The 18,524-nt window shown below is 63.3% G+C and carries 17 protein-coding genes and 1 pseudogene; 5 read left to right on the forward strand and 13 right to left on the reverse strand.

Features of this window, described 5'->3' with window-relative positions:
- Positions 1–55 precede the first annotated feature (55 nt).
- From IF690_RS03370 to IF690_RS03395, 6 genes are read right to left on the reverse strand one after another with little or no spacing between them, the layout of a single operon-like run.
- On the reverse strand, positions 56–1,735 hold the full coding sequence (locus IF690_RS03370; RefSeq protein ID WP_202698835.1) for an acyl-CoA synthetase family protein: 1,680 nt from the start codon (positions 1,733–1,735) through the stop codon (positions 56–58).
- Complete coding sequence (locus IF690_RS03375) at positions 1,732–2,277, reverse strand: COG4648 family protein (RefSeq protein ID WP_202698836.1); 546 nt, start codon at positions 2,275–2,277, stop codon at positions 1,732–1,734. Before IF690_RS03375 ends, IF690_RS03370 begins: the two co-directional genes overlap by 4 nt.
- A complete protein-coding gene (locus tag IF690_RS03380; protein WP_202698837.1) occupies positions 2,274–2,528 on the reverse strand; it encodes an acyl carrier protein in 255 nt (84 codons plus the stop codon). The genes IF690_RS03375 and IF690_RS03380 overlap by 4 nt, the downstream gene beginning before the upstream one ends.
- 9 nt (positions 2,529–2,537) lie before the next feature.
- Positions 2,538–2,798 (reverse strand): phosphopantetheine-binding protein, encoded by a 261-nt coding sequence (locus IF690_RS03385; protein WP_007926834.1) that lies wholly within the window; start codon positions 2,796–2,798, stop codon positions 2,538–2,540.
- A complete protein-coding gene (locus tag IF690_RS03390) occupies positions 2,773–3,588 on the reverse strand; it encodes a lysophospholipid acyltransferase family protein (RefSeq protein WP_202698838.1) in 816 nt (271 codons plus the stop codon). The genes IF690_RS03385 and IF690_RS03390 overlap by 26 nt, the downstream gene beginning before the upstream one ends.
- Positions 3,564–4,295, reverse strand: coding sequence for a beta-ketoacyl synthase chain length factor (locus IF690_RS03395; protein WP_202698839.1), 732 nt, complete (start codon positions 4,293–4,295; stop codon positions 3,564–3,566). Before IF690_RS03395 ends, IF690_RS03390 begins: the two co-directional genes overlap by 25 nt.
- A gap of 331 nt (positions 4,296–4,626) precedes the next feature.
- Here IF690_RS03395 and IF690_RS03400 point away from each other — a divergent pair, with 331 nt between their 5' ends.
- Positions 4,627–5,397 carry a ParA family protein gene (locus IF690_RS03400; protein ID WP_007926828.1) on the forward strand — a complete coding sequence of 257 codons (771 nt, stop codon included), beginning with the start codon at positions 4,627–4,629 and terminating at the stop codon, positions 5,395–5,397.
- 125 nt (positions 5,398–5,522) lie between these two features.
- On the opposite strand, the gene trxC is transcribed toward IF690_RS03400, so the two are convergent.
- Positions 5,523–5,957: a thioredoxin TrxC gene (trxC, locus tag IF690_RS03405; RefSeq protein ID WP_202698840.1), complete on the reverse strand. Its 435-nt coding sequence runs from the start codon at positions 5,955–5,957 to the stop codon at positions 5,523–5,525.
- Positions 5,958–6,182: 225 nt separating this feature from the next.
- Between trxC and IF690_RS03410 the strand changes: the two genes are divergently transcribed.
- Positions 6,183–6,479: a type II toxin-antitoxin system HigB family toxin gene (locus IF690_RS03410; protein WP_202698841.1), complete on the forward strand. Its 297-nt coding sequence runs from the start codon at positions 6,183–6,185 to the stop codon at positions 6,477–6,479.
- The gene (locus IF690_RS03415; RefSeq protein ID WP_202698842.1) at positions 6,476–6,877 is read left to right on the forward strand and encodes a helix-turn-helix domain-containing protein; all 402 of its coding nucleotides are present in this window, start codon (positions 6,476–6,478) and stop codon (positions 6,875–6,877) included. Before IF690_RS03410 ends, IF690_RS03415 begins: the two co-directional genes overlap by 4 nt.
- 4 nt (positions 6,878–6,881) lie before the next feature.
- On the opposite strand, the gene selO is transcribed toward IF690_RS03415, so the two are convergent.
- The 5 genes and pseudogenes from selO to IF690_RS29240 all read right to left on the reverse strand — a co-directional run.
- Positions 6,882–8,345, reverse strand: coding sequence for a protein adenylyltransferase SelO (gene selO / locus IF690_RS03420; protein ID WP_202698843.1), 1,464 nt, complete (start codon positions 8,343–8,345; stop codon positions 6,882–6,884).
- A gap of 48 nt (positions 8,346–8,393) precedes the next feature.
- The gene (gene mscK / locus IF690_RS03425; RefSeq protein ID WP_202698844.1) at positions 8,394–11,744 is read right to left on the reverse strand and encodes a mechanosensitive channel MscK; all 3,351 of its coding nucleotides are present in this window, start codon (positions 11,742–11,744) and stop codon (positions 8,394–8,396) included.
- A 35-nt stretch (positions 11,745–11,779) separates the two neighbouring features.
- Positions 11,780–13,522: a potassium/proton antiporter gene (locus IF690_RS03430; protein WP_202698845.1), complete on the reverse strand. Its 1,743-nt coding sequence runs from the start codon at positions 13,520–13,522 to the stop codon at positions 11,780–11,782.
- A gap of 208 nt (positions 13,523–13,730) precedes the next feature.
- On the reverse strand, positions 13,731–14,603 hold the full coding sequence (locus IF690_RS29235) for a methyl-accepting chemotaxis protein (RefSeq protein ID WP_502710175.1): 873 nt from the start codon (positions 14,601–14,603) through the stop codon (positions 13,731–13,733).
- Positions 14,586–15,356: pseudogene (locus IF690_RS29240) on the reverse strand (MCP four helix bundle domain-containing protein); the annotation flags it as partial. The gene IF690_RS29235 and the pseudogene IF690_RS29240, both read right to left, overlap by 18 nt.
- A 282-nt stretch (positions 15,357–15,638) precedes the next feature.
- Between IF690_RS29240 and IF690_RS03440 the strand changes: the two are divergent.
- Positions 15,639–15,869 (forward strand): hypothetical protein, encoded by a 231-nt coding sequence (locus IF690_RS03440; protein ID WP_202698847.1) that lies wholly within the window; start codon positions 15,639–15,641, stop codon positions 15,867–15,869.
- Positions 15,866–16,168 carry a cell division protein ZapA gene (locus IF690_RS03445; RefSeq protein ID WP_202698848.1) on the forward strand — a complete coding sequence of 101 codons (303 nt, stop codon included), beginning with the start codon at positions 15,866–15,868 and terminating at the stop codon, positions 16,166–16,168. Before IF690_RS03440 ends, IF690_RS03445 begins: the two co-directional genes overlap by 4 nt.
- Before the next feature lie 134 nt (positions 16,169–16,302).
- Here the strand turns inward: IF690_RS03445 and IF690_RS03450 are convergent, their stop codons facing one another.
- Positions 16,303–18,105, reverse strand: a complete 1,803-nt coding sequence (locus IF690_RS03450; RefSeq protein WP_202698849.1) for an acyl-CoA dehydrogenase — start codon at positions 18,103–18,105, stop codon at positions 16,303–16,305.
- Positions 18,106–18,524 lie beyond the last annotated feature (419 nt).

Here is an 18,524-nt window from a genome sequence, read left to right on the forward strand (position 1 = left end):
GTAGGAGCGAGCTTGCTCGCGATCGAGCGCATGGCGCTCGCCGAGGGCCAATAACTTATCCACAGGCGTTCTCCAGCAGGATGCGGCCGCTGGAACAGGTGGCGGTGTCATTGCGGTAGGCAAAGTAGAGTTTGCCGCGCTCATGATCGAAGCGCAGGTGCAATTGCACCTGGTCTCCGGGGCGCACCAGTTGCTGGAACTTCAGCACTTCCATGCCGGCAAAGCGGCCCGGCAGATCGAGCAACTGCTGGCCCAGGGCCAATGCCCAGTCCACCTGGACCACGCCTGGCAGCACCGGGGTCTGGGGGAAGTGGCCGCTGAAGTAGGCCAGGTCCGGTGGGATCGCCAGTTGCAGGCTCCATTCGCCGTCGGCCTCGAGCTGTTCCAGCACTTCCGGCGCCCGTGGACGCGGGGCCAGCAGCAGGGCTTCGACATCGGCCTGGGGCAGCTTGCCCTGGCTGTTCAGGGGCAGCTGGCGCAGCAGGCGCCAGCGGCGTGGCAGCGCCAGGGCCTCGCAATGCTGGCTCAGGTGCTGGCGCAGCGCTTGCGTGAGGGCCCGACGACCCTGGTTGCGCAAGGCGTGCAGGCCTTGTTCGCTGAGGACCAGCAGCGCGCCGAGGGAGGCGCGGTTTTCCCGGACCACCCCAAGGCGCGCTTCGGCGACCCAGGCATGCCCGGCGAGGGCCTGTTCCAGCATCGGCAGGGAAATGCGTTTTTCTTCCAGCTTGACGATCCGGTCCAGGCGCCCGAGCAGCTCGAAACGCCCGTCGGCGGCGATGCGCGCGGCATCGGCGGTGTGTTCGACATGCCCGGCCGGCAGGTAGGGCGAGGCGATCAGCAAGGCACCGTCGCTGTCCTGGCTGAGTTCGACCCCGGCGAAGGCTTGCCACAGGTTGTCGCCCTGGCGCCAGGCGATGCCGCCGGTTTCAGAGCTGCCGAGGATCTCGGTTGGCCATTGTCGCAGGCGCTGGTGCAGGTCTTGCGCGGCATCGGCGGGCAGCGCGCCACCGGAGGAAAACACCCGGCGCACCAGGCTCAGGGCCGGCCAGTCGAGGTTGTCGCCCATGCGCTTGAGCAGCGCCGGGCTGGCGACCCAGGCAAAGTCCGGGTGTTCGCGGCTGGCGCGCTGCAGGTCTTCCGGGAACGGTAGTTGCCGGCGGACGAAAGTGCGCCCGGCGCAGAGCGGCCAGAGCACACGGAACAGCAAGCCGTAGATATGTTGGGTGGCGACGCTGCCGATGATGCAGGCCTGGCCCAATCCCTCGCCCCACAGTTGCTCCAGGGCCTCGACTTCGTTGGCCAACTGGCGCAGGGATTTGTCGATGCGCTTGGGTTCGCCGCTGGAACCGGAGGTGCACAGGCTCAGGCGGCAGGTGTCGAGGTCGAGTTCGGCGGCGGGCAATGGCGGCGGGTCGAAGTCGGCCAAGCGGGCATCGCCGGGCTGGTCGGTCAGCCACAGATCGACCTGGGTCGACCAGCGTTGCCGGGTCTGCGCCTGCAGGTCGGCGGGCAGCAGCACACTGACCCCGGCGCGCCAGGCGCCGAGCAGGGCGATGGCCAGCTCGGCGGCATCTTTCAGGTGCAGGGCCAGGCGCTGTACGCCCCTGGCCTGCAAGCCCGCGGCCAGGCTCAGGGCCTGGTGCCGCAGCTTGCTGTGATCGAGTGCCGGTTCGAGCGTGACGGCCCGTTCCGGCAGCGACTTGAGCAGCAGGTGCTCAAGCTTTATCCAATTCATGCGCGGCCTCGTACGCGTTGTCGTAACAGCCATTCAATGGCAAACAGCAAACCCATCAGCCCGTAGGCGATCAGGCCGTTGTACAACGTCCACCAGCTCAGCGGCGCCCACAGGGTCAGGGCGGCGGCGAGCAATCCGTTACAGAGGAAAAACACACTCCAGGCGACAGTCACCTGGCGGGTATAGCGAATCGCCTTTTCCGGTAGTTCCGGCTCGCCGAGGCGGGCCAGGCGTTCGGCCACCGGCGGGCCGAATTTCAGGCTCAGGCCGAACAGCGTGAGCATGAAGCCGCTGACCAGCACCGGGTACCAGCGCAATAACGATGGGCTATTGAACAGCGCCAGCAGCAGGCAGAAGACCAGGGCGGCGCCCGCCATCCACAGGCTGCCGGGACGCCGTTCGCCGGTCAGGGCCCGGGCCAGCCACAGGCCCCCGAGCAACAGGCCGAACTGCCATGGTGCGAAATGCTCCATGCCGAAATACACCGCAAAGGGGTACAACAGGCCCGCCAGCAGCAGGCCAAGGCCGATCAGCCGGCTCATGCGGCCGGCTGGACCAGACGGTATACCGCCTCGACCACGTCATTGACGGTACGCACCGACTTGAATTCCTCGGCGGCGATTTTCTTGCCGGTCTTGCGCTTGATGTGATCGATCAGGTCGACGGCGTCGATGCTGTCGATTTCCAGGTCCTGATACAGGTTGGCTTCCAGGCTTATGCGTTCCGGTTCCAGTTCGAAGAGCTCCACCAGGGCATCACGCAGGGTGTTGAAGATGTCGTCACGAGTTTGCATGGTCCGGTCTCAAGCTGCCTGTTTTGCAGTGACGAACGCCGCAAGGCTCGCCACGTTGGTGAAGTGGTTGCGGGTGTCCTTGGCGTCGGCGTCGATCTTGATGCCGTAGCGTTTCTGGATCGCCAGGCCCAGTTCCAGGGCATCGACCGAGTCCAGGCCCAGGCCTTCACCGAAGAGCGTCTGCTCGTTACCGATGTCTTGCACGCTGATGTCTTCGAGGCCCAGGGCATCGATGATCAGCATTTTAATTTCCTGGTGCAGATCGCTCATCTTCGGCGAGCTCCTTAATGAAGTAGTGATGCAAGTAATCGTTGAGCTTGCGCGAGGCCTGCGGCGCGGGGCCCTGGGCGGCAAAGGCACACGGCTCTATATCAGCTCCGACGCGAAAACTGAAGTGCACGCGGCGCATCGGGATGCGATACCAGGGTTCGGCCTTGGTCAGGGTGGTCGGGCTGACCTTGATGACCACCGGGGTGATGATTCTCGCACCCCGCAAGGCGATTGCCGCGCCCCCTCGATGAAAGGCCGGCGCCTGACCCGGCTGGGTACGGGTGCCCTCGGGGAAGATCACCAGGGTCTGGCCATTGCGCAGGGCTTCGCCGGCGGCGTCGAGCATGTCCATGCTGCCGTCGTTGCTGATGTATTCGGCTTCGCGTATCGGGCCGCGAGTGAACGGGTTCTGCCACAGGCTCTGCTTGACCACGCAGTTGGCGTTGCGCACCAGGCCGATGAGGAACACCACGTCGATCAGCGACGGGTGGTTGGCAATGATCATTTGCCCGGGGCGGCCGAGCTTTTCCGCGCCTTCGACTTCATAGGTCAGCACGCCGCTGCGGGCCATGAACCGGATGAACAGCCAGAACAGCCGGCCAATGGTGCGACGCGCGCGCTGGCGATGCGCTTCGGCGTCGCCGGGCAGGCAGGCGAGCAGCGGGAAAATCACCAGGCGCAGGCACAGGCCACCCAGGCCGAACAAGGCAAAGCTCGCCGCGGTGGCGACCAGGCGCCAGTAGTAGGCGTCGCGCGGTTTTGTGTTTACAGGTTGCGTTGCCAGTTCCATACACGGTTCTTCCAGGCATGTTGGCAGGAGGTCTGCTCGCCGAGCAGGGTACGCAAGAGATTCAGGGCATGGGGCCACTCGGCGCGCGGAGCTTGCTCGGTGGCGGTACCGAGCGTCAGTTGCCATTCTTTGCCGGGGGTCAGCAACAGGCCCACCGCATAGGGGAACGGCACGTCGTCGATCCAGGTGGCATAGGCGGCGGGCGGCTGCTCTTCGGTGACCACCAGCAGCACCGCCGGGGCGCCTTCCTCAAGCAGCGCCGCGGCCTCTAGCATGCCGTGTTCGAGACCGTCGCCAGCGGCGGCGAGGGCGGTCATTTCGCTGGTTTCGCCACGCATGATCGACCATAGGCCGATCACCGCGTTGTGCACCGAGAGGCTGAACTGGGTCGGGGATAAAGGCTGGTCGGCTGCCAGATCGCCGAGGATGTCGAAGGTCCGCGGCGTTTCGCCATGCCGGGAAATAAAGACCAACGGTAGCTGCTCCAGGCCTTCGGCCAGCGGCCAGCCCACGCTGAAGGCCATGCGCGCCAGACGGCTGAGGCGCCGGCGTTGCATGGCCGGTAGAAACGACACGTCCGGGGCGGCATCGCTGCTCTCGAGTACGACCGGTTGTCGGCTCCAGGCCTGCCAATCGTCCACGCTTTCGAGCCCAGGGGCCCACGCGCGCCATTGAGCGATGTTGAAGTTGATCACTTGAGAATTCATCCCGCCCCTGCGGGCTTACTTGGCGTGGTCAGGCGTTTCGATCGAAGACTCACCTGGCACGGAGCTACAGCCGAGTGGCGCGCATTATCCCGGTGTGACTGGCTTGTAGCAAACATTGGTTATGTTTCGCTCAGTGAAAATGACCCATTCGACAGGAAAAAAGTGTCATTTGGCCATTATTGAGCGCGACGAATCGGGGCGCGGGGACTTTCAGAAAGTCTAGGCTGATTCTGGTCACTGGAACTGACTTGGCGGTCTGCCGTCAGCGAGGTAGCGAAGCAGCGGTGCTCACTACTACACTCGGTGATCTTTGATGCAGGGAGGTTCTGACATGCGGCGCGTGGTGTTCAATCAGAAAGGGGGAGTCGGCAAGTCGAGCATTGCCTGCAATCTGGCCGCCGTGAGCGCCAGCGAGGGGTATCGTACGCTGCTGGTGGACCTGGATGCCCAGGCCAACTCCACGCAATACCTCACCGGCCTGACCGGCGATGACATCCCCATGGGGATCGCCGACTTCTTCAAGCAGACCCTGTCTTCCGGACCGTTCTCGAAAAAGAACCAGGTCGATATCTACGAAACGCCGTTCGACAACCTGCATGTAGTGACGGCCACCGCCGAGCTGGCGGATCTGCAGCCCAAGCTTGAGGCGAAGCACAAGATCAACAAGCTGCGCAAACTGCTGGACGAGTTGGCCGAGGACTACGACCGGATCTACCTCGACACCCCGCCGGCCCTGAATTTCTATGCGGTTTCGGCGCTGATTGCCGCCGATCGCGTGTTGATTCCCTTCGACTGCGACAGCTTTTCCCGCCAGGCCCTGTACGGCCTGCTGGCTGAAATCGAAGAGCTCAAGGACGACCATAACGAGGACCTGCAAGTCGAAGGCATCGTGGTCAACCAGTTCCAGGCCCGCGCCAGCCTGCCCCAGCAGATGCTCGATGAACTGATCGCCGAAGGCCTGCCGGTATTGCCGGTGTACCTGGCCAGTTCGGTGCGCATGCGCGAATCCCACCAGGCCAGCCTGCCGCTGATCCACCTCGACCCCCGGCACAAGCTGACCCAGCAATTCGTCGACCTGCACAACCTGCTGGAAAGCGCCTGATCCTCTTCTGTAGGCGCGAGGCTTGCCCGCGATGAGTATCTGACATTCAACATCGTCGTCGGCTGTCAGACCGTTATCGCGGGCAAGCCTCGCTCCTACGGTTCAAGGTGCTTTTGAAATAGCGGTCAGAGGCCCTGGCTGCGCAACCAGCTCATCAACTGCGGTAACGGGAAGGCGCCACTCTGGCGTGCCACTTCCCGTCCGTTCTTGAACAGAATCAGGCTCGGAATCGAGCGAATTCCCAACTGTGCCGACAATTGCTGATTGGCCTCGCTGTCGAGCTTGGCCAGCCGGCACTTGCCCGCCAATTGCGTCGCGGCCTGCTCGAATACCGGCGCGAAGGATTTGCACGGCCCGCACCAGTCCGCCCAGACATCCACCAGCAACGGCAGGTCGCCCTTGATCTGGCTGGCGTAGTCGCCTTGTTTGAGTTCGAAAGGCTGGTTCAGCAACACCTGGCCCTTGCAGCGCCCGCATTTGGGCTGATCGCCCAGGCGCTCGGCGGGGATGCGGTTCAAGCCATTGCAATGGGGGCAGGGGATCAGCAGCGGATCGGACATGAGGGGGCTCCGGGATAAGGGGTCAATGGTCTCGATCTGGAGTCTGTGGGGCGGTTTATCAAGCTGTCGCATGCGCTCATACATCTTTGCGCGGCAACCGTCTGCTCGGTTCTAGGCTGGAGAAAGGCGATGCTTCGTGCCATTGGTCCGAGAGCATATATAGCAACTTGCGATAAGTTGCCTCACCCTCTAGGCTGCTATAGCAGTATGCGATAAGGACTTTGCATGCGCGTAATCACGGCTAAACGAATATGGGGTGCCAAGGAAAAATGGCCGCACTCGGCCAAGGCGCTGGATGACTGGTATCGCGCGCTTAAGCGCAATCGGCTTGCGGACTTTGCCGCGATGAAGGCGATGTTTCCGGCGGTGGACAAGGTCGGACCGCTGCATGTGTTCGATATCGGTGGCAACAAGATACGGCTGATTGCATTGGTCCGTTACACGACGCAAAAGCTCTATATCCGTCATGTGTTGGACCAACGTGAATATGACCGGGGCAAGTGGAAGGAGGATCGAGGATGAGTGCGTTGATCGAACAAGTGGCCGAACACTGGCAGTTCGTTGCGCCGTTGCTGCGCAAGCCGAAAACCGAGGCTGACTACGACAGGCTGGTTCAGGCCCTTGACGAGTTGCTGGACCTGACAGGGGAAGACGAGGCCCATCCTCTCAACAGCCTGGTGGAGATCATCGGGGACTGGATCGAAGCCTACGACCTTGAGCATCGCCCGATGCCTGTCGCCAGCGGAGTAGAGGTGTTGCGCTACATGATGCGCGAACACGGCCTGACCCAGAGCGACCTGCCTGGCGTCGGCGCGCAATCGGTAGTCTCGGAGATCCTGAGCGGCAAGCGTCGGCTCAACCTGCGGCAGATCCGCTGGCTGGCCGAACGTTTCAAGGTATCGATGGAAACCTTTATCTGACCCTTCAGGACGAACAACTGATTTCCAGGTGCTTGCCCCATTCGGGCGGTCGTTCGGCGTAGCTGTCCATGCCGGCCTGTTGCTCGAACGGCTTGCTCAGCACCGCGTGCAGGCGGCGGACCTCGGAGTAGTCCCCTTGCTCGGCGGCATCGATGGCCTTCTGCGCCAGGTAATTGCGCAGGATGTACAGCGGGTTGACCGCGTGCATGCGCGCGCGGCGCTGTTCTTGAGTGTCGTCCTGCTCGCGGGCGACCCGGGCCTTGTACAGATCGGCCCAGGCATCGAAGCCCTGGCGATCGACGAAGTCGTCACGCAGCCGGGCCACGGCCAGTTCAGCTGATTCGTCTCCCAGGCGGCGGAAGAACAGGCTGTAGTCCACGCCGCTGCCTTGCATCAGTTGCAGCAGGCGCTCCACCAGCTTCTGATCCTCGTCTTCGGCGCTGGTCAGGCCGAGGCGACGGCGCATCAGGTCCAGGTAATGGGCCTGGAACAGCGGCAGGAACAGGCCAAGGGTTTCCCGCAGGGCCTCGACGCTGATGAACGGCGTCAGCGCCTGGGCCAGGGCGCTGAGGTTCCACTGGCCGATCGGCACCTGGTTGCTGAACGAGTAGCGCCCCTGGTCATCGGAATGGTTGCAGATGAAATGCGCATCGAAGTCGTCGAGGAAGGCGAACGGCCCGAAGTCGAAAGTGACGCCGAGGATCGACATGTTGTCGGTGTTCATCACTCCGTGACAGAAACCGTAGGCCTGCCATTTGGCGATCAGTTCGGCATTGCGCTCGACCACCTCGCGGAACATCGCCAGGTAAGGTTCCGGCTGTTCCAGGCACTCGGGGAAGTGCATGGCCAGCACGTGCTCGCCCAGCTGTTTCTGCTGTTCGGGGCGTTTTGTGTAATAGAAATATTCGAAGTGGCCGAAGCGGACATGGCTGGGCGACAGGCGCAGCAGCATCGCCGCGCGTTCCTGCTTCTCGCGCCAGACCGGGGTATCGGAGCCGATCACGCACAGCGCCCGGGTGGTTGGAATGCCCAGGGCGTGCAATGCCTCGGAAGCCAGGAATTCACGGATCGACGAACGCAGTACGGCGCGGCCATCGCCCATGCGCGAGTAGGGGGTCTGGCCGGCGCCCTTGAGGTGCAGGTCCCAGTGTTCGCCGGCGGCGTTGTACACCTCGCCCAGCAGCAAGCCGCGGCCGTCACCCAACTGGGGGTTGTAGGAACCGAACTGATGCCCGGAATAGACCATTGCCCGGGGCTCGGCTTCAGCCCACAGCTTGTGCCCGCCGAACAGCTCGGCGAACACCGGGCTTTCGGCGGCCTCGGGGTCCAGGTCCAGCAGCGCCATGGCCGCCGGGCTGGCCACCACCAGGCGCGGATGGTCGATCGGTTCGGGCAGTACATGGGTTGAGAACGCATCGCCCAGGCGGGCGAAGCGATTGTCGAAGCTCAGTTCGTCGAGGGCTTTCAACGGCCATCTCCAGCAGAATGTCCGAGCATTCTGCTAGGGATAGCGCCCTTAGTCGAGCCTGCTGGGGGGCGGTTCCTGCAGCGGTTTGCCATCGGGCGGCGGGACTATGGCCTTGGTCTCCGGCTCGATGGGCACCATCTTGTATTCCTGGCCATGGAGGTTCTTCAGGTAGATCTCCATCTGGCGGAACGAGATGTTGATGTGCTGCTTCTTGAACTCGCGGTTGATGAAGCGGTTGACCTCGTCGAGCACCGGGTTGCGGTCACCCAGTTCGCGCACGTGCATGCGCAGTTCGTGGTCCAGGGTGCTTTCGCCGAAGTTGAGGAAGTACACATGGGGCTCGGGTTCTTTCAGTACCCGCGGGTTATCGCGGGCCGCCTTGAGCAGCAGTTCCTTGACCAGGTCCAGGTCCGAGCCGTAGTCGACGCCGAGCTTGAGGGTCACCCGGGTGACGGTGTCGGTCAGCGACCAGTTGATCAGTTGCCCGGTGATGAAGGTCTGGTTCGGGACGATGATGTCCTTGCGGTCGAAGTCGGTGATGGTGGTGGCGCGGATGCGGATCTTGCTTACCGTGCCCGACAGGTTGCCGATGGTGATGGTGTCGCCGATGCGCACCGGCCGCTCGAACAGGATGATGATGCCGGAGATGAAGTTGGCGAAGATCGCCTGCATGCCGAAGCCCAGGCCCACCGACAGCGCAGCCACCAGCCATTGCAACTTGTCCCAGCTGACGCCGAGGGTCGACAGGGTCGAGACGAAGCCGACACCGGCAATCACGTAGGACAGCAGCGTGGTGGTCGCGTAGGCGCTGCCCTGGGCCAGGTTCAGCCTGGACAGTACCAGCACCTCCAGCAGCCCTGGCAGGTTGCGCGCCAGGGCGAAGGTGATGCCAACGATGATCAGCGCGCCGAGCATGTCGCCGATACTGATGGGCACCATGCTGGTGTTGGCGCCGGTACCGCTGGTGTATTCGTAGAGGGTGATGTTGTCCAGGTAGGAGAACACGCTGATCAGGTCCGACCAGACCCAGTACAGCCCCGCCATGAAACCACCGAGCAGGGCCAGGCGGATCAGGCGCAGGGACTGTTCGTTGACCTTCTCGATGTCCAGGGTCGGCTCTTCGACCACCGCTTCGCCGTCGCCGGCTTCCTTGGCGGCCTGGCGTTTGGCCAGGGCCCGCTGGTAGGCCAGGCGCCGGGCGGCGACGCCCAGCCCGCGGACGAAAGTGGCTTCGATCACCAGCCAGAACATCAGCAGGTACAGGGTATTGATCAGGCGGTCGCTGAGCTTCAGCGCGGTGTAGTAGTAGCCGAAGCACACGGCGATGAACAAGGCGATCGGCAGCGCGGTGAACAGCACCGCCACCGCCTTGCGGAACAGCGAGGCGTTCTGGTGCGTCGGGCTGCTCAGCAGCAGGCGGCTGAGCAGCCAGGCCATCAGGGCGTAGCAGGTCAGGACCACGGCGATGCCCAGCACGTCATCGGCCAGTGCCGCCGGTTGATGTTCGGCCACGGCGACCACCGCCACCAGCGCCATGACCACCAGCCCGAGGCGGCGGACCCAGCTCTGGAGGAATTCGACCTGGGGCTTTTCCCAGCGAAAGTGCAACTCCGCCACGCCACCCGGGGCGAGGATCCGGTAGGCGGTATAGAACACCAGCCAGGCCTGGGCCATCTGCAGCAGCGCCGCGCCGAGGTTGGCGTTCTGCCCGCGGGCGTCGATCTGCAAGGCCAGGCCGCACAGCGCCAGGCCAAGGGCGACCGGCATCGCCAGCAGGATATTGACCAGGATCGCCTGCGGCGTATGCCATTGGCTGTCGCGCTTGAAGTGACCGATGTCCTTGTGAACCTTGTTCAGGCGCAGGTACAGGTTCTTGCGCCGCCACAGCAGGGCCGCGATCAGCAACAGCAATGGCAGGAACAGCAGCGGCCGTTGCGCCAGGCCGTCGGCCAGCTCGCTCAGGCTGGACGACCAGGGCAGGGTGGTGACCTGTTTTGCCAGGCGCAGCGGCACAGTTTGCAGCCATTCGCTGTCCAGCGGCTTGTTGCTGGGAATCCAGAACATCTGTTCGTCGAGGGTCGCGCGCAGGCTTTGCGAGGTGCTCAGCAGTTGCTTCTGGTTGAGCTGCAGGGTGATGGATTCGTTGAGCAGTGCGCTCAGCTCGCGGCTCAGGCGTTCCAGCAGGTCGGCACGGGTGATGGCCAGGTCCAGCAGGGTTTTGCGCAGTTGCGGGGTGACCTGCTCGGACGGCTGGGTAGCCAACAGATTGTCGACGTAACTGCTGGGGCTGCTGATCAGCTCGCGTTGCTGGTTGACCTCGAACTGGTACAGGCGGATGTCGGCGATCTGGTCGGCCAGGTCGCGGTCGAGCCGCAGGTGCGGCAGTGCCTGCTTCTGTTTATAGAGGATCTTCGACAGCAGCAGGCTGCCCTTGAGCACGCTGATCTGCTCGTCCAGCGCGGCATCGCTCTGGGTCACGCTGTCGAGTTGCTGCTTGGTCTGCAGGTTCTGCTGGGTCAGCTCGTTGAGGCGGTCGGTGCTTTTGAGCAGGTAGTCGGAGAGCTTCAGGTTGGCCGCGCTTTCGGTGGCCAGGAGGCTGCTGCTGCCGGCCTTTTGCGCTTCGATCGATTGCTGGGTGACGGTTTCCTGGGACTGGGCCAGGCGTTTCTGGTTGATCAGGGTCTGCAGGTCCTGGATTTCCTGCTCCAGGCGGGCGGTCTTTTCCATCAGCAGGTCGTGCTGGCTGTTACCCAGGTCCTGCAGCTGGCTGTTGCCGGCCAGTTCCTGGCGGCGCAACGGGATCAGCGCATTGATCGCCGCCAGTTCGGCATTGAGCTGATTACGCTGGTCGGCGTTGATCGGCTTGCCGGCGTCCTTGCCGTTCTTGAGGATCGTATTGATCTGCTGGGTGCGGGTCTGGCTGCTGCTGATCTCGGCCTGGGCGCGTTCGGGGCGGGTCTGCGCGGTAATCGCCAGGCTGTTGGCCTCGGCCAGGGCTTTCTGCATGTCGCCCTGCTGGGTGGTGCGCTCGGTTAGCAGTTGTTCGAGCTGCGACACCGGCAGGTTGGCGTAACGCTGGGCCACCGGCACCACCTTGGTGGCTTTCAGGCGGGTCAGCTCGCGCTGGTTTTCGCTGGTCTGGCGTGGCGCATTGCTCAGCTGCTGCTTGAGATCGTTCAGGCGCTGCTCGTAATCCTGCTTGTTCGACAGCTGGGTCAGCGTCTGTTGCAGCACCGCTTGCAGGGCCTTTTGATCGGCCTCCGGCAATTTGCGCTCGGCGATTTTATCCAGGCTCTGCTGGACGGACTCGGCACTGGGCGGCTCGGCCGCTTGCAGTGGGCCGACAGAAAGGCTCAGGCCCAGCAGGGCAGTGACGAATAGGGTACGCAGGATTGGCATAAAGACCGGTCAAGCTGGATGAGAAGTTAGGCAGTTTAGAGGAAGAGTCCGGGCCCCGGGCGACTTCCTTCGGGGAATCTGACGCCCACTTTGCTGATCTTGTTCCCGTCCATCACGGCAACGGTCCAGATGGTGTTGTTCCATTCCACCTGGTCGCCGACCACTGGAGCGCCCCCCACTTTCTGGGTGATGAAGCGGCTCAGCGGCATGTCCGGATCGAGCCCTTCGAGCTTCAGCCCGTACAGCGCCGAAACCGCGCCCAGCTGGGCGTCGCCTTCCAGAACGAAGTCGCCGAAGAAGCGCAGATCGAGGCCCCGTTGCGGTGCCTGGCTGAAGAGTTTTCCGAGGGCTGGCAGGTTGTATTCATGGCCGATGACGCAGAGCAAATCATCCGCTTCCAACACCGTACTACCCGACGGATGGAGCAGTTGCTGGTGACGAAACAGGGCGGCGATACGGGTGCCTTCGGGCATTTTCAGCTCGCGCAACGCTGCGCCGATGCACCATTTTTCCGCGCCGAGGCGGTAGACGAACAGCTCCCATTCGCTGGTGACATGCACTTCCAGGGCTGCGCGGGAGATCGGCGCCGGCTCCGGTGGCACCGTGACTTTCAGCAACTTGGCGACCCACGGCAGACTGGTGCCTTGCACCAACAGGGACACCAGCACGATAAAGAAAGCCAGGTTGAAGTACAGCTGGGCCTCGGGCAGCCCGGCCATCAACGGGAACACCGCGAGAATGATCGGTACCGCGCCGCGCAGGCCGACCCAGGAAATAAAGGCTTTCTCGCGGCCGTGGAAGGCCTTGAACGGCAACAGGCCGACCATCACCGACAGCGGGCGGGCGAACAGGATCATCCACAGCGCCAGGCCCAGCGCCGGCAGGGCGATGGGCAGCAGGTCGTGGGGCGTGACCAGCAGGCCGAGTACCAGGAACATGCCGATCTGCGACAGCCAGGCCATGCCGTCGAGCATGTGCAGGATGCCGTGGCGGCTGCGCACCGGACGGTTGCCGATCACCAGGCCGCACAGGTACACCGCGAGGAAGCCGCTGCCGTGCAGGGCGTTGGTCAGGGCGAAGACCACCAGGCCGCCGGCGATCACCAGGATCGGGTACAGGCCGGTGGCCAGGTTGATGCGGTTCACCAGTTGCAGCATCAGCCAGCCGCCGCCCAGGCCGATCAGGCCGCCGATGCCGAACTCGCGCAGCAGATGCCCCAGCAGGCTCCAGTGCAGGCCGGTCTGGCCGCTGGCGAGCATGTCGATCAGGGTCACGGTGAGGAACACCGCCATCGGGTCGTTACTGCCCGATTCGATCTCCAGGCTGGCGGTGACCCGTTCGTTCAGGCCCTTGCCGCCCAGCAGCGAGAACACTGCCGCGGCGTCGGTGGAACCGACGATGGCGCCGATCAGCAGGCCCTGCATCAGGTTCAGGTCGAACAGCCAGGCGGCCGCCATGCCGGTCAGGCCGGTGGTGATCATCACGCCGACGGTGGCCAGCGACAACGCGGGCCACAAGGCCACGCGGAAGCTCGAGACCCGGGTGCGCAGGCCGCCGTCGAGGAGGATCACCGCGAGTGCGAGGTTGCCCACCAGGTAGGCGGTCGGGTAGTTGTTGAAAATGATGCCGCCGCCGTCGACGCCAGCAGCCATGCCCACAGCCAGGATGATCACCAGGATCGGGATACCGAGGCGGGACGAAAGGGAGCTCACCAGAATGCTCGCACCTACCAGCAACGCGCCGATCAAGAACAGGCTGTTGATGGTCGTCGCATTCAAAGGCAGTACTCCAGAAACGGAAAGGCGGGCACAAACTGACCATGCAGTCTGCGTGCCAGCGATTCTAACCTGTTGAAATACGATGCTGTCAAAAAGCTTTTGCGCCTGTAAACAGGCGGCAAAAAATCGTCGCCTGGCGCCGGCCGCCGACGGACTTCATGGCAGTCCGCAGCGACTGGCGCAGGCGACGATCGGAGCTGTTGGCGAACTACAGTGTGAACCGCGCCACCATGCTGTTCAGGTCCACGGCCAGGCGCGACAGCTCGTGGCTGGCGTCGCTGGTCTGGCCGGCGCCGGTCGCCGATTGCACCGACAGGTCGCGGATGTTCATCAGGTTGCGGTCCACTTCGCGGGCCACCAGGGCCTGCTCCTCGGCGGCGCTGGCGATGACCAGGTTGCGCTCGTTGATCTCGTTGACCGCGGTGTTGATGGTGTCCAGGGCACCGCCGGCGCCACGGGCGATGCTCAGGGTCGAGTCGGCGCGCTCGGTGCTGGTGCGCATCGACTCGACGGCATGCTCGGTGCCGCTCTGGATGCTGCCGATCATGCGCTCGATTTCGCTGGTGGACTGCTGGGTGCGGTAGGCCAGGGCGCGTACTTCATCGGCGACCACGGCGAAACCGCGTCCGGCATCGCCAGCCCGGGCGGCTTCTATCGCGGCGTTCAAGGCCAGCAGGTTGGTCTGGTCGGCCAGGCCGCGGATCACGTCCAGGACTTTGCCGATATCGCGCGACTCCTCGGCCAGTTCGCTGATCCTGTTGGCCGAGCTCTGCACTTCGCTGCTCATGAGCTCTATGGCGCTGACGGTTTCCCGCACCAGGTTGCGGCCTTCGCTGGCCGATTGGGTGGCGTCGTTCGAGGCCTCGGCGGTGCTCACGGCGTTGCGTGCGACCTCTTCGACGGCGCAGGTCATCTCGTTCACCGCGGTGGCCGCCTGTTCGATTTCGTTGTTCTGCTGGGTCAGGCCGCGGGCACTTTCGTCGGTGACGCTGTTCAGCTCTTCCGCGGCCGAGGCCAGTTGGCTGGCGGAGCCGGAAATATGCAGCAGGGTCTGGCGCAGTTTCTCCTGCATGGTCGCCATGGCCTGCAACAGGCGCCCGGGTTCGTCGCGCCCGTTGACCTGGATGCTTTGGGTGAGGTCGCCTTCGGCGATATGTTCCGCGGCATGCAAGGCGCTGGCGATGGGCTGGGTAATGCTGCGGGTCAGCAACCAGGCAAACATCACGGTCAGGGTGGTGGACAGGACCAGCAGGGCGACCACCAGGTTGAATGCCGAGGCGTATTCCTCGGCGGCTTGCTCGTTGGCGGCCTTGGAGCGCTGGCTGTTGATCTGTACCAGCAGGTTGAGCACTTTGTTGATCTGCTGTGAGTTCTTCATCAGCTCGTTGTTCAGCACCTCTTGCAGCTCACTCAACTGGTTGTTGCGCGACAGCGCTTTGATGCGTTCTTCGAGCTTGCGGTATTCGGCCAGCAGCTTGAGGTAGCGGTCGTAGGCCTCGCTCTCCTCCGGGCTGCTGACCAGCTTTTCATAGGTGGTACGGATCTTTTCGATCTGCTGGTTGCCCAGCTCGAGCGACTCGCGGGTCTTGGCCTGCACCTCGGGGCCACGGTTGATCACCAGGCGATAGGACAGCACCTGCAGTCGCAGCATCTGCTGGGTGAACTCGTCGATGCTCTGGATGCTGGGCATGTTGTCGGTGGAAATGGTGACGGTTGCCGCGCGAATCTTGCTCATCTGGTTCAGGGCGAAAATGCCCAGGAACAGCATCAGGCAGCCGATGAATGCAAAGCCGAGAAATGCCCTCGGTGCGATGTTCATGTTGCGAAGAGACATGGGGATCTACCTCAAGAGTGCGCAATCCATGCCGCGGTGGTTGATAGGGCTCCCCTGACCTATCGCGCGGAAAAATGGATTCTTGAAGCAGGGGCGAGAGTTTCAGAAAGATCTGATGAACGACGAAGTGTCAGGAACCAGATGGGGGGAATGACAGTCTTTAACGTTCGCAGGCAAGGTCACCCGCCAGGCCAATCAAGGTGTTGCGCCGGGATAACCCTGGCATCCAGGGTGACTTTTCTTTATCGTACGCGCCCTTTAAAAAATGCCCGGAAAATCAAAATGTTGGAAGCATCCCTAAGCCAATTGGAACAACTTGTCAGTGACCTGGTGCAACAGAATCAGGAGTTGTCGGGCACGAACGAAACCCTCAAGGCAGCACTGGCCCAGGCCAAGGATGAGAACGAAAGCCTGCAACTGAGCCTGATGGAACAGGAAGAGAAGCAAGGCGCCACCGCGGCCCGTATCCAGGCCCTGGTCGAGCGCGTCAGCGCCGCTCCTGTCAGCGCATGAGGCAGGGGGCCGACGGGGTAAAAGTCGTCTCGATTCTCGGTGAAGACTATTCGATCAAGGCGCCGGCCGGGGAAGAGCAGACCCTGCTGGATGCCGCGTTGATGTTGAAGGCCACCCTGGCCGAGACCAAGAAGAAATACCCGACGCTGATCGGTGACCGCTTGCTGGTGCTGACGGCGATGAACCTGTGCTCCCAGCAACTCGAGATGCAAAAGCGTCATCAGCAGGAGCTCGACCGTTACCAAGAGCAAGTCAGCGCCACCGTCGAAGTGATCTCCAAGACCATCAGCCAGAACTGATGGGTTTGCCCGCAACCGGCTGCGGTTGAGTCAGAGGCACCGCTATCGCGAGCAAGCTCGCTCCTACAAACAGCATAATCCCCTGTAGGAGCAGCCGGTCGACGCTCGATTGCTCGCGATGCTGTTTCAGAGCTTCAGAACCACTCGTCCTGCATACTCAGGCAGGTATCGTCCCGCGCTTCCAGCAAGGCCAGTTCGTGATGGCAGGCCGGCACTTCCCAGGTCAGGAAGTAACGCGCCGCCTGCAGCTTGCCCTTGTAGAACCCTGCATCCGCCGCATTGCCCTTGGCCAGGCCTTCTTGTGCGCGAATCGCCTGTTCCAGCCAGCGCCAGCCGATCACCGCGTGACCGAAGGCTTTCAGGTACAGCGCCGAGTTGGCCAGGCTGCTGTTGACCTTGCCCTGAGCCAGGTCGGTGAGCAGGCCGACGGTCACGCCTTGCAGGCGCGCCACCAGTTTTTCCAGCGGTTGGCGCAGCACTGTCAGGGCTTCGTGGGCCTGGGCCCGCTCGCTGGTGTCGGCGATCAGGCGGATCAGTTGTTTCAGGCCCGCGCCACCGTTCTGCGCCAGCTTGCGACCCAAGAGGTCCAGGGACTGGATGCCGTGGGTGCCTTCATGGATCGGGTTCAGGCGATTGTCGCGGTAATACTGTTCCACCGGGTACTCACGGGTGTAGCCGTGGCCGCCGAGGATCTGGATCGCCAGTTCGTTGGCCTTCAGGCAGAACTCCGAGGGCCAGGATTTGACGATGGGCGTCAGCAGGTCCAGCAGTTCGTGGGCCTGCTTGCGCTGGGCTTCGTCGGGCAGGGTGGTGGTGTCGTCGAACAGCCGCGCAGCGTACAGGCCCAGGTCGAAAGCGCCTTCGACATAGGCCTTCTGGGTCAGCAGCATGCGCTTGACGTCGGCGTGCTGGACGATCGAAACCGGCGCGGTAGTCGGGTCCTTGCTGTCCGGCAGGCGGCCTTGCGGGCGTTCGCGGGCGTACTCCAGGGAGTACAGGTAGCCGGCGTAACCGAGCATTACCGCGCCCATGCCGACGCCGATCCGCGCCTCGTTCATCATCTGGAACATGTAGCTCAGGCCGTGGTGCGGCTTGCCCACCAGATAGCCGACACACTCCCCGTTATCGCCGAAGTTCAGCGCCGTGGAAGTGGTGCCGCGCCAGCCCATCTTGTGGAACAGCCCGGCCAGCAGTACGTCGTTGCGCGGGCCCAGGCTGCCGTCGTCGTTGACCAGGAACTTGGGCACGATGAACAGCGAAATGCCTTTCACCCCGGCCGGCGCGTCCGGCAACTTGGCCAGCACCATGTGCACGATGTTCTCCGACAGCGGGTGATCGCCGCCGGAGATGAAGATTTTGTTGCCCTTGAGCCGGTAGGTGCCGTCCGTCGCCGGTTCGGCGCGGGTGCGGATGTCCGACAGCGATGAGCCGGCATGGGGTTCGGTCAGGGCCATGGTGCCGAAGAAGCGCCCGTCGATCATCGGTTGCAGGAAGCGCCGTTTCTGCTCGTCGGTGCCGAAGCTTTCGATCAGGTTGGCCGCGCCCATGGTCAGGAAGGGGTAGGAAGTGGAGGCTGCGTTGGCTGCCTGGAAGTGGGCGAAGCAGGCCTGGGACAACAGCGTCGGCAACTGCATGCCGCCGGCCTCGAAACTGCGCGCGGCGTTGAGGAAGCCGGCTTCGAGAAAGGCATCGACCGCGGGTTTCACTTCCGGAATCAGGATTGCCTTGCCGTCTTCATAACGTGGCTCGTTTTCGTCGCCCTTGCGGTTGTGCGGGGCAAAGAACTTCTCGGCGATGTTGCGTGCGGTGCCGAGGGCGGCGTCGAAGGTTTCCCGGTTGTGCTCGGCGAACCGCTCACGCTGGGTCAGGCCCTCGGCATCGAGGACTTCATACAGCTCGAAAGCCAGATTGCGGGAACTGAGCAACGTCTCGGACATGGCGGCCTACCTGTGATTGGACTCAGCCGAGTCTAGGTGGGTGAATAAACTCTGGATAGCAAGATTGATGAAGGTGATAAAGGTGCCAAACACAGGGGATGGGGGCGGCAGGTGTAGCCGCTGTCGAGCGCCAGCGAGGCTGCGATCGCCTGCGCAGCAGGCGCCAAACCAGACGACCCCATCCATCAGGCATACCGCGTCGCCTGGTTTTACGGGGCTGCGCCCCGATCGCAGCCTCGCCAGGGCTCGACAGCGGCTACAGGGATGGCGGTAGGTGTAGCCGCTGTCGAGCGCCAGCGAGGCTGCGATCGCCTGCGCAGCAGGCGCCAAACCAGGCGACCCCATCGATCAGGCATACCGTGTCGCCTGGTTTTACGGGGCTACGCCCCGATCGCAGCCTCGCGGGCTCGGCAGCGGCT

Source organism: Pseudomonas sp. SK3(2021) (assembly GCF_016772375.1).
Taxonomy (GTDB): domain Bacteria; phylum Pseudomonadota; class Gammaproteobacteria; order Pseudomonadales; family Pseudomonadaceae; genus Aquipseudomonas; species Aquipseudomonas chlororaphis_I.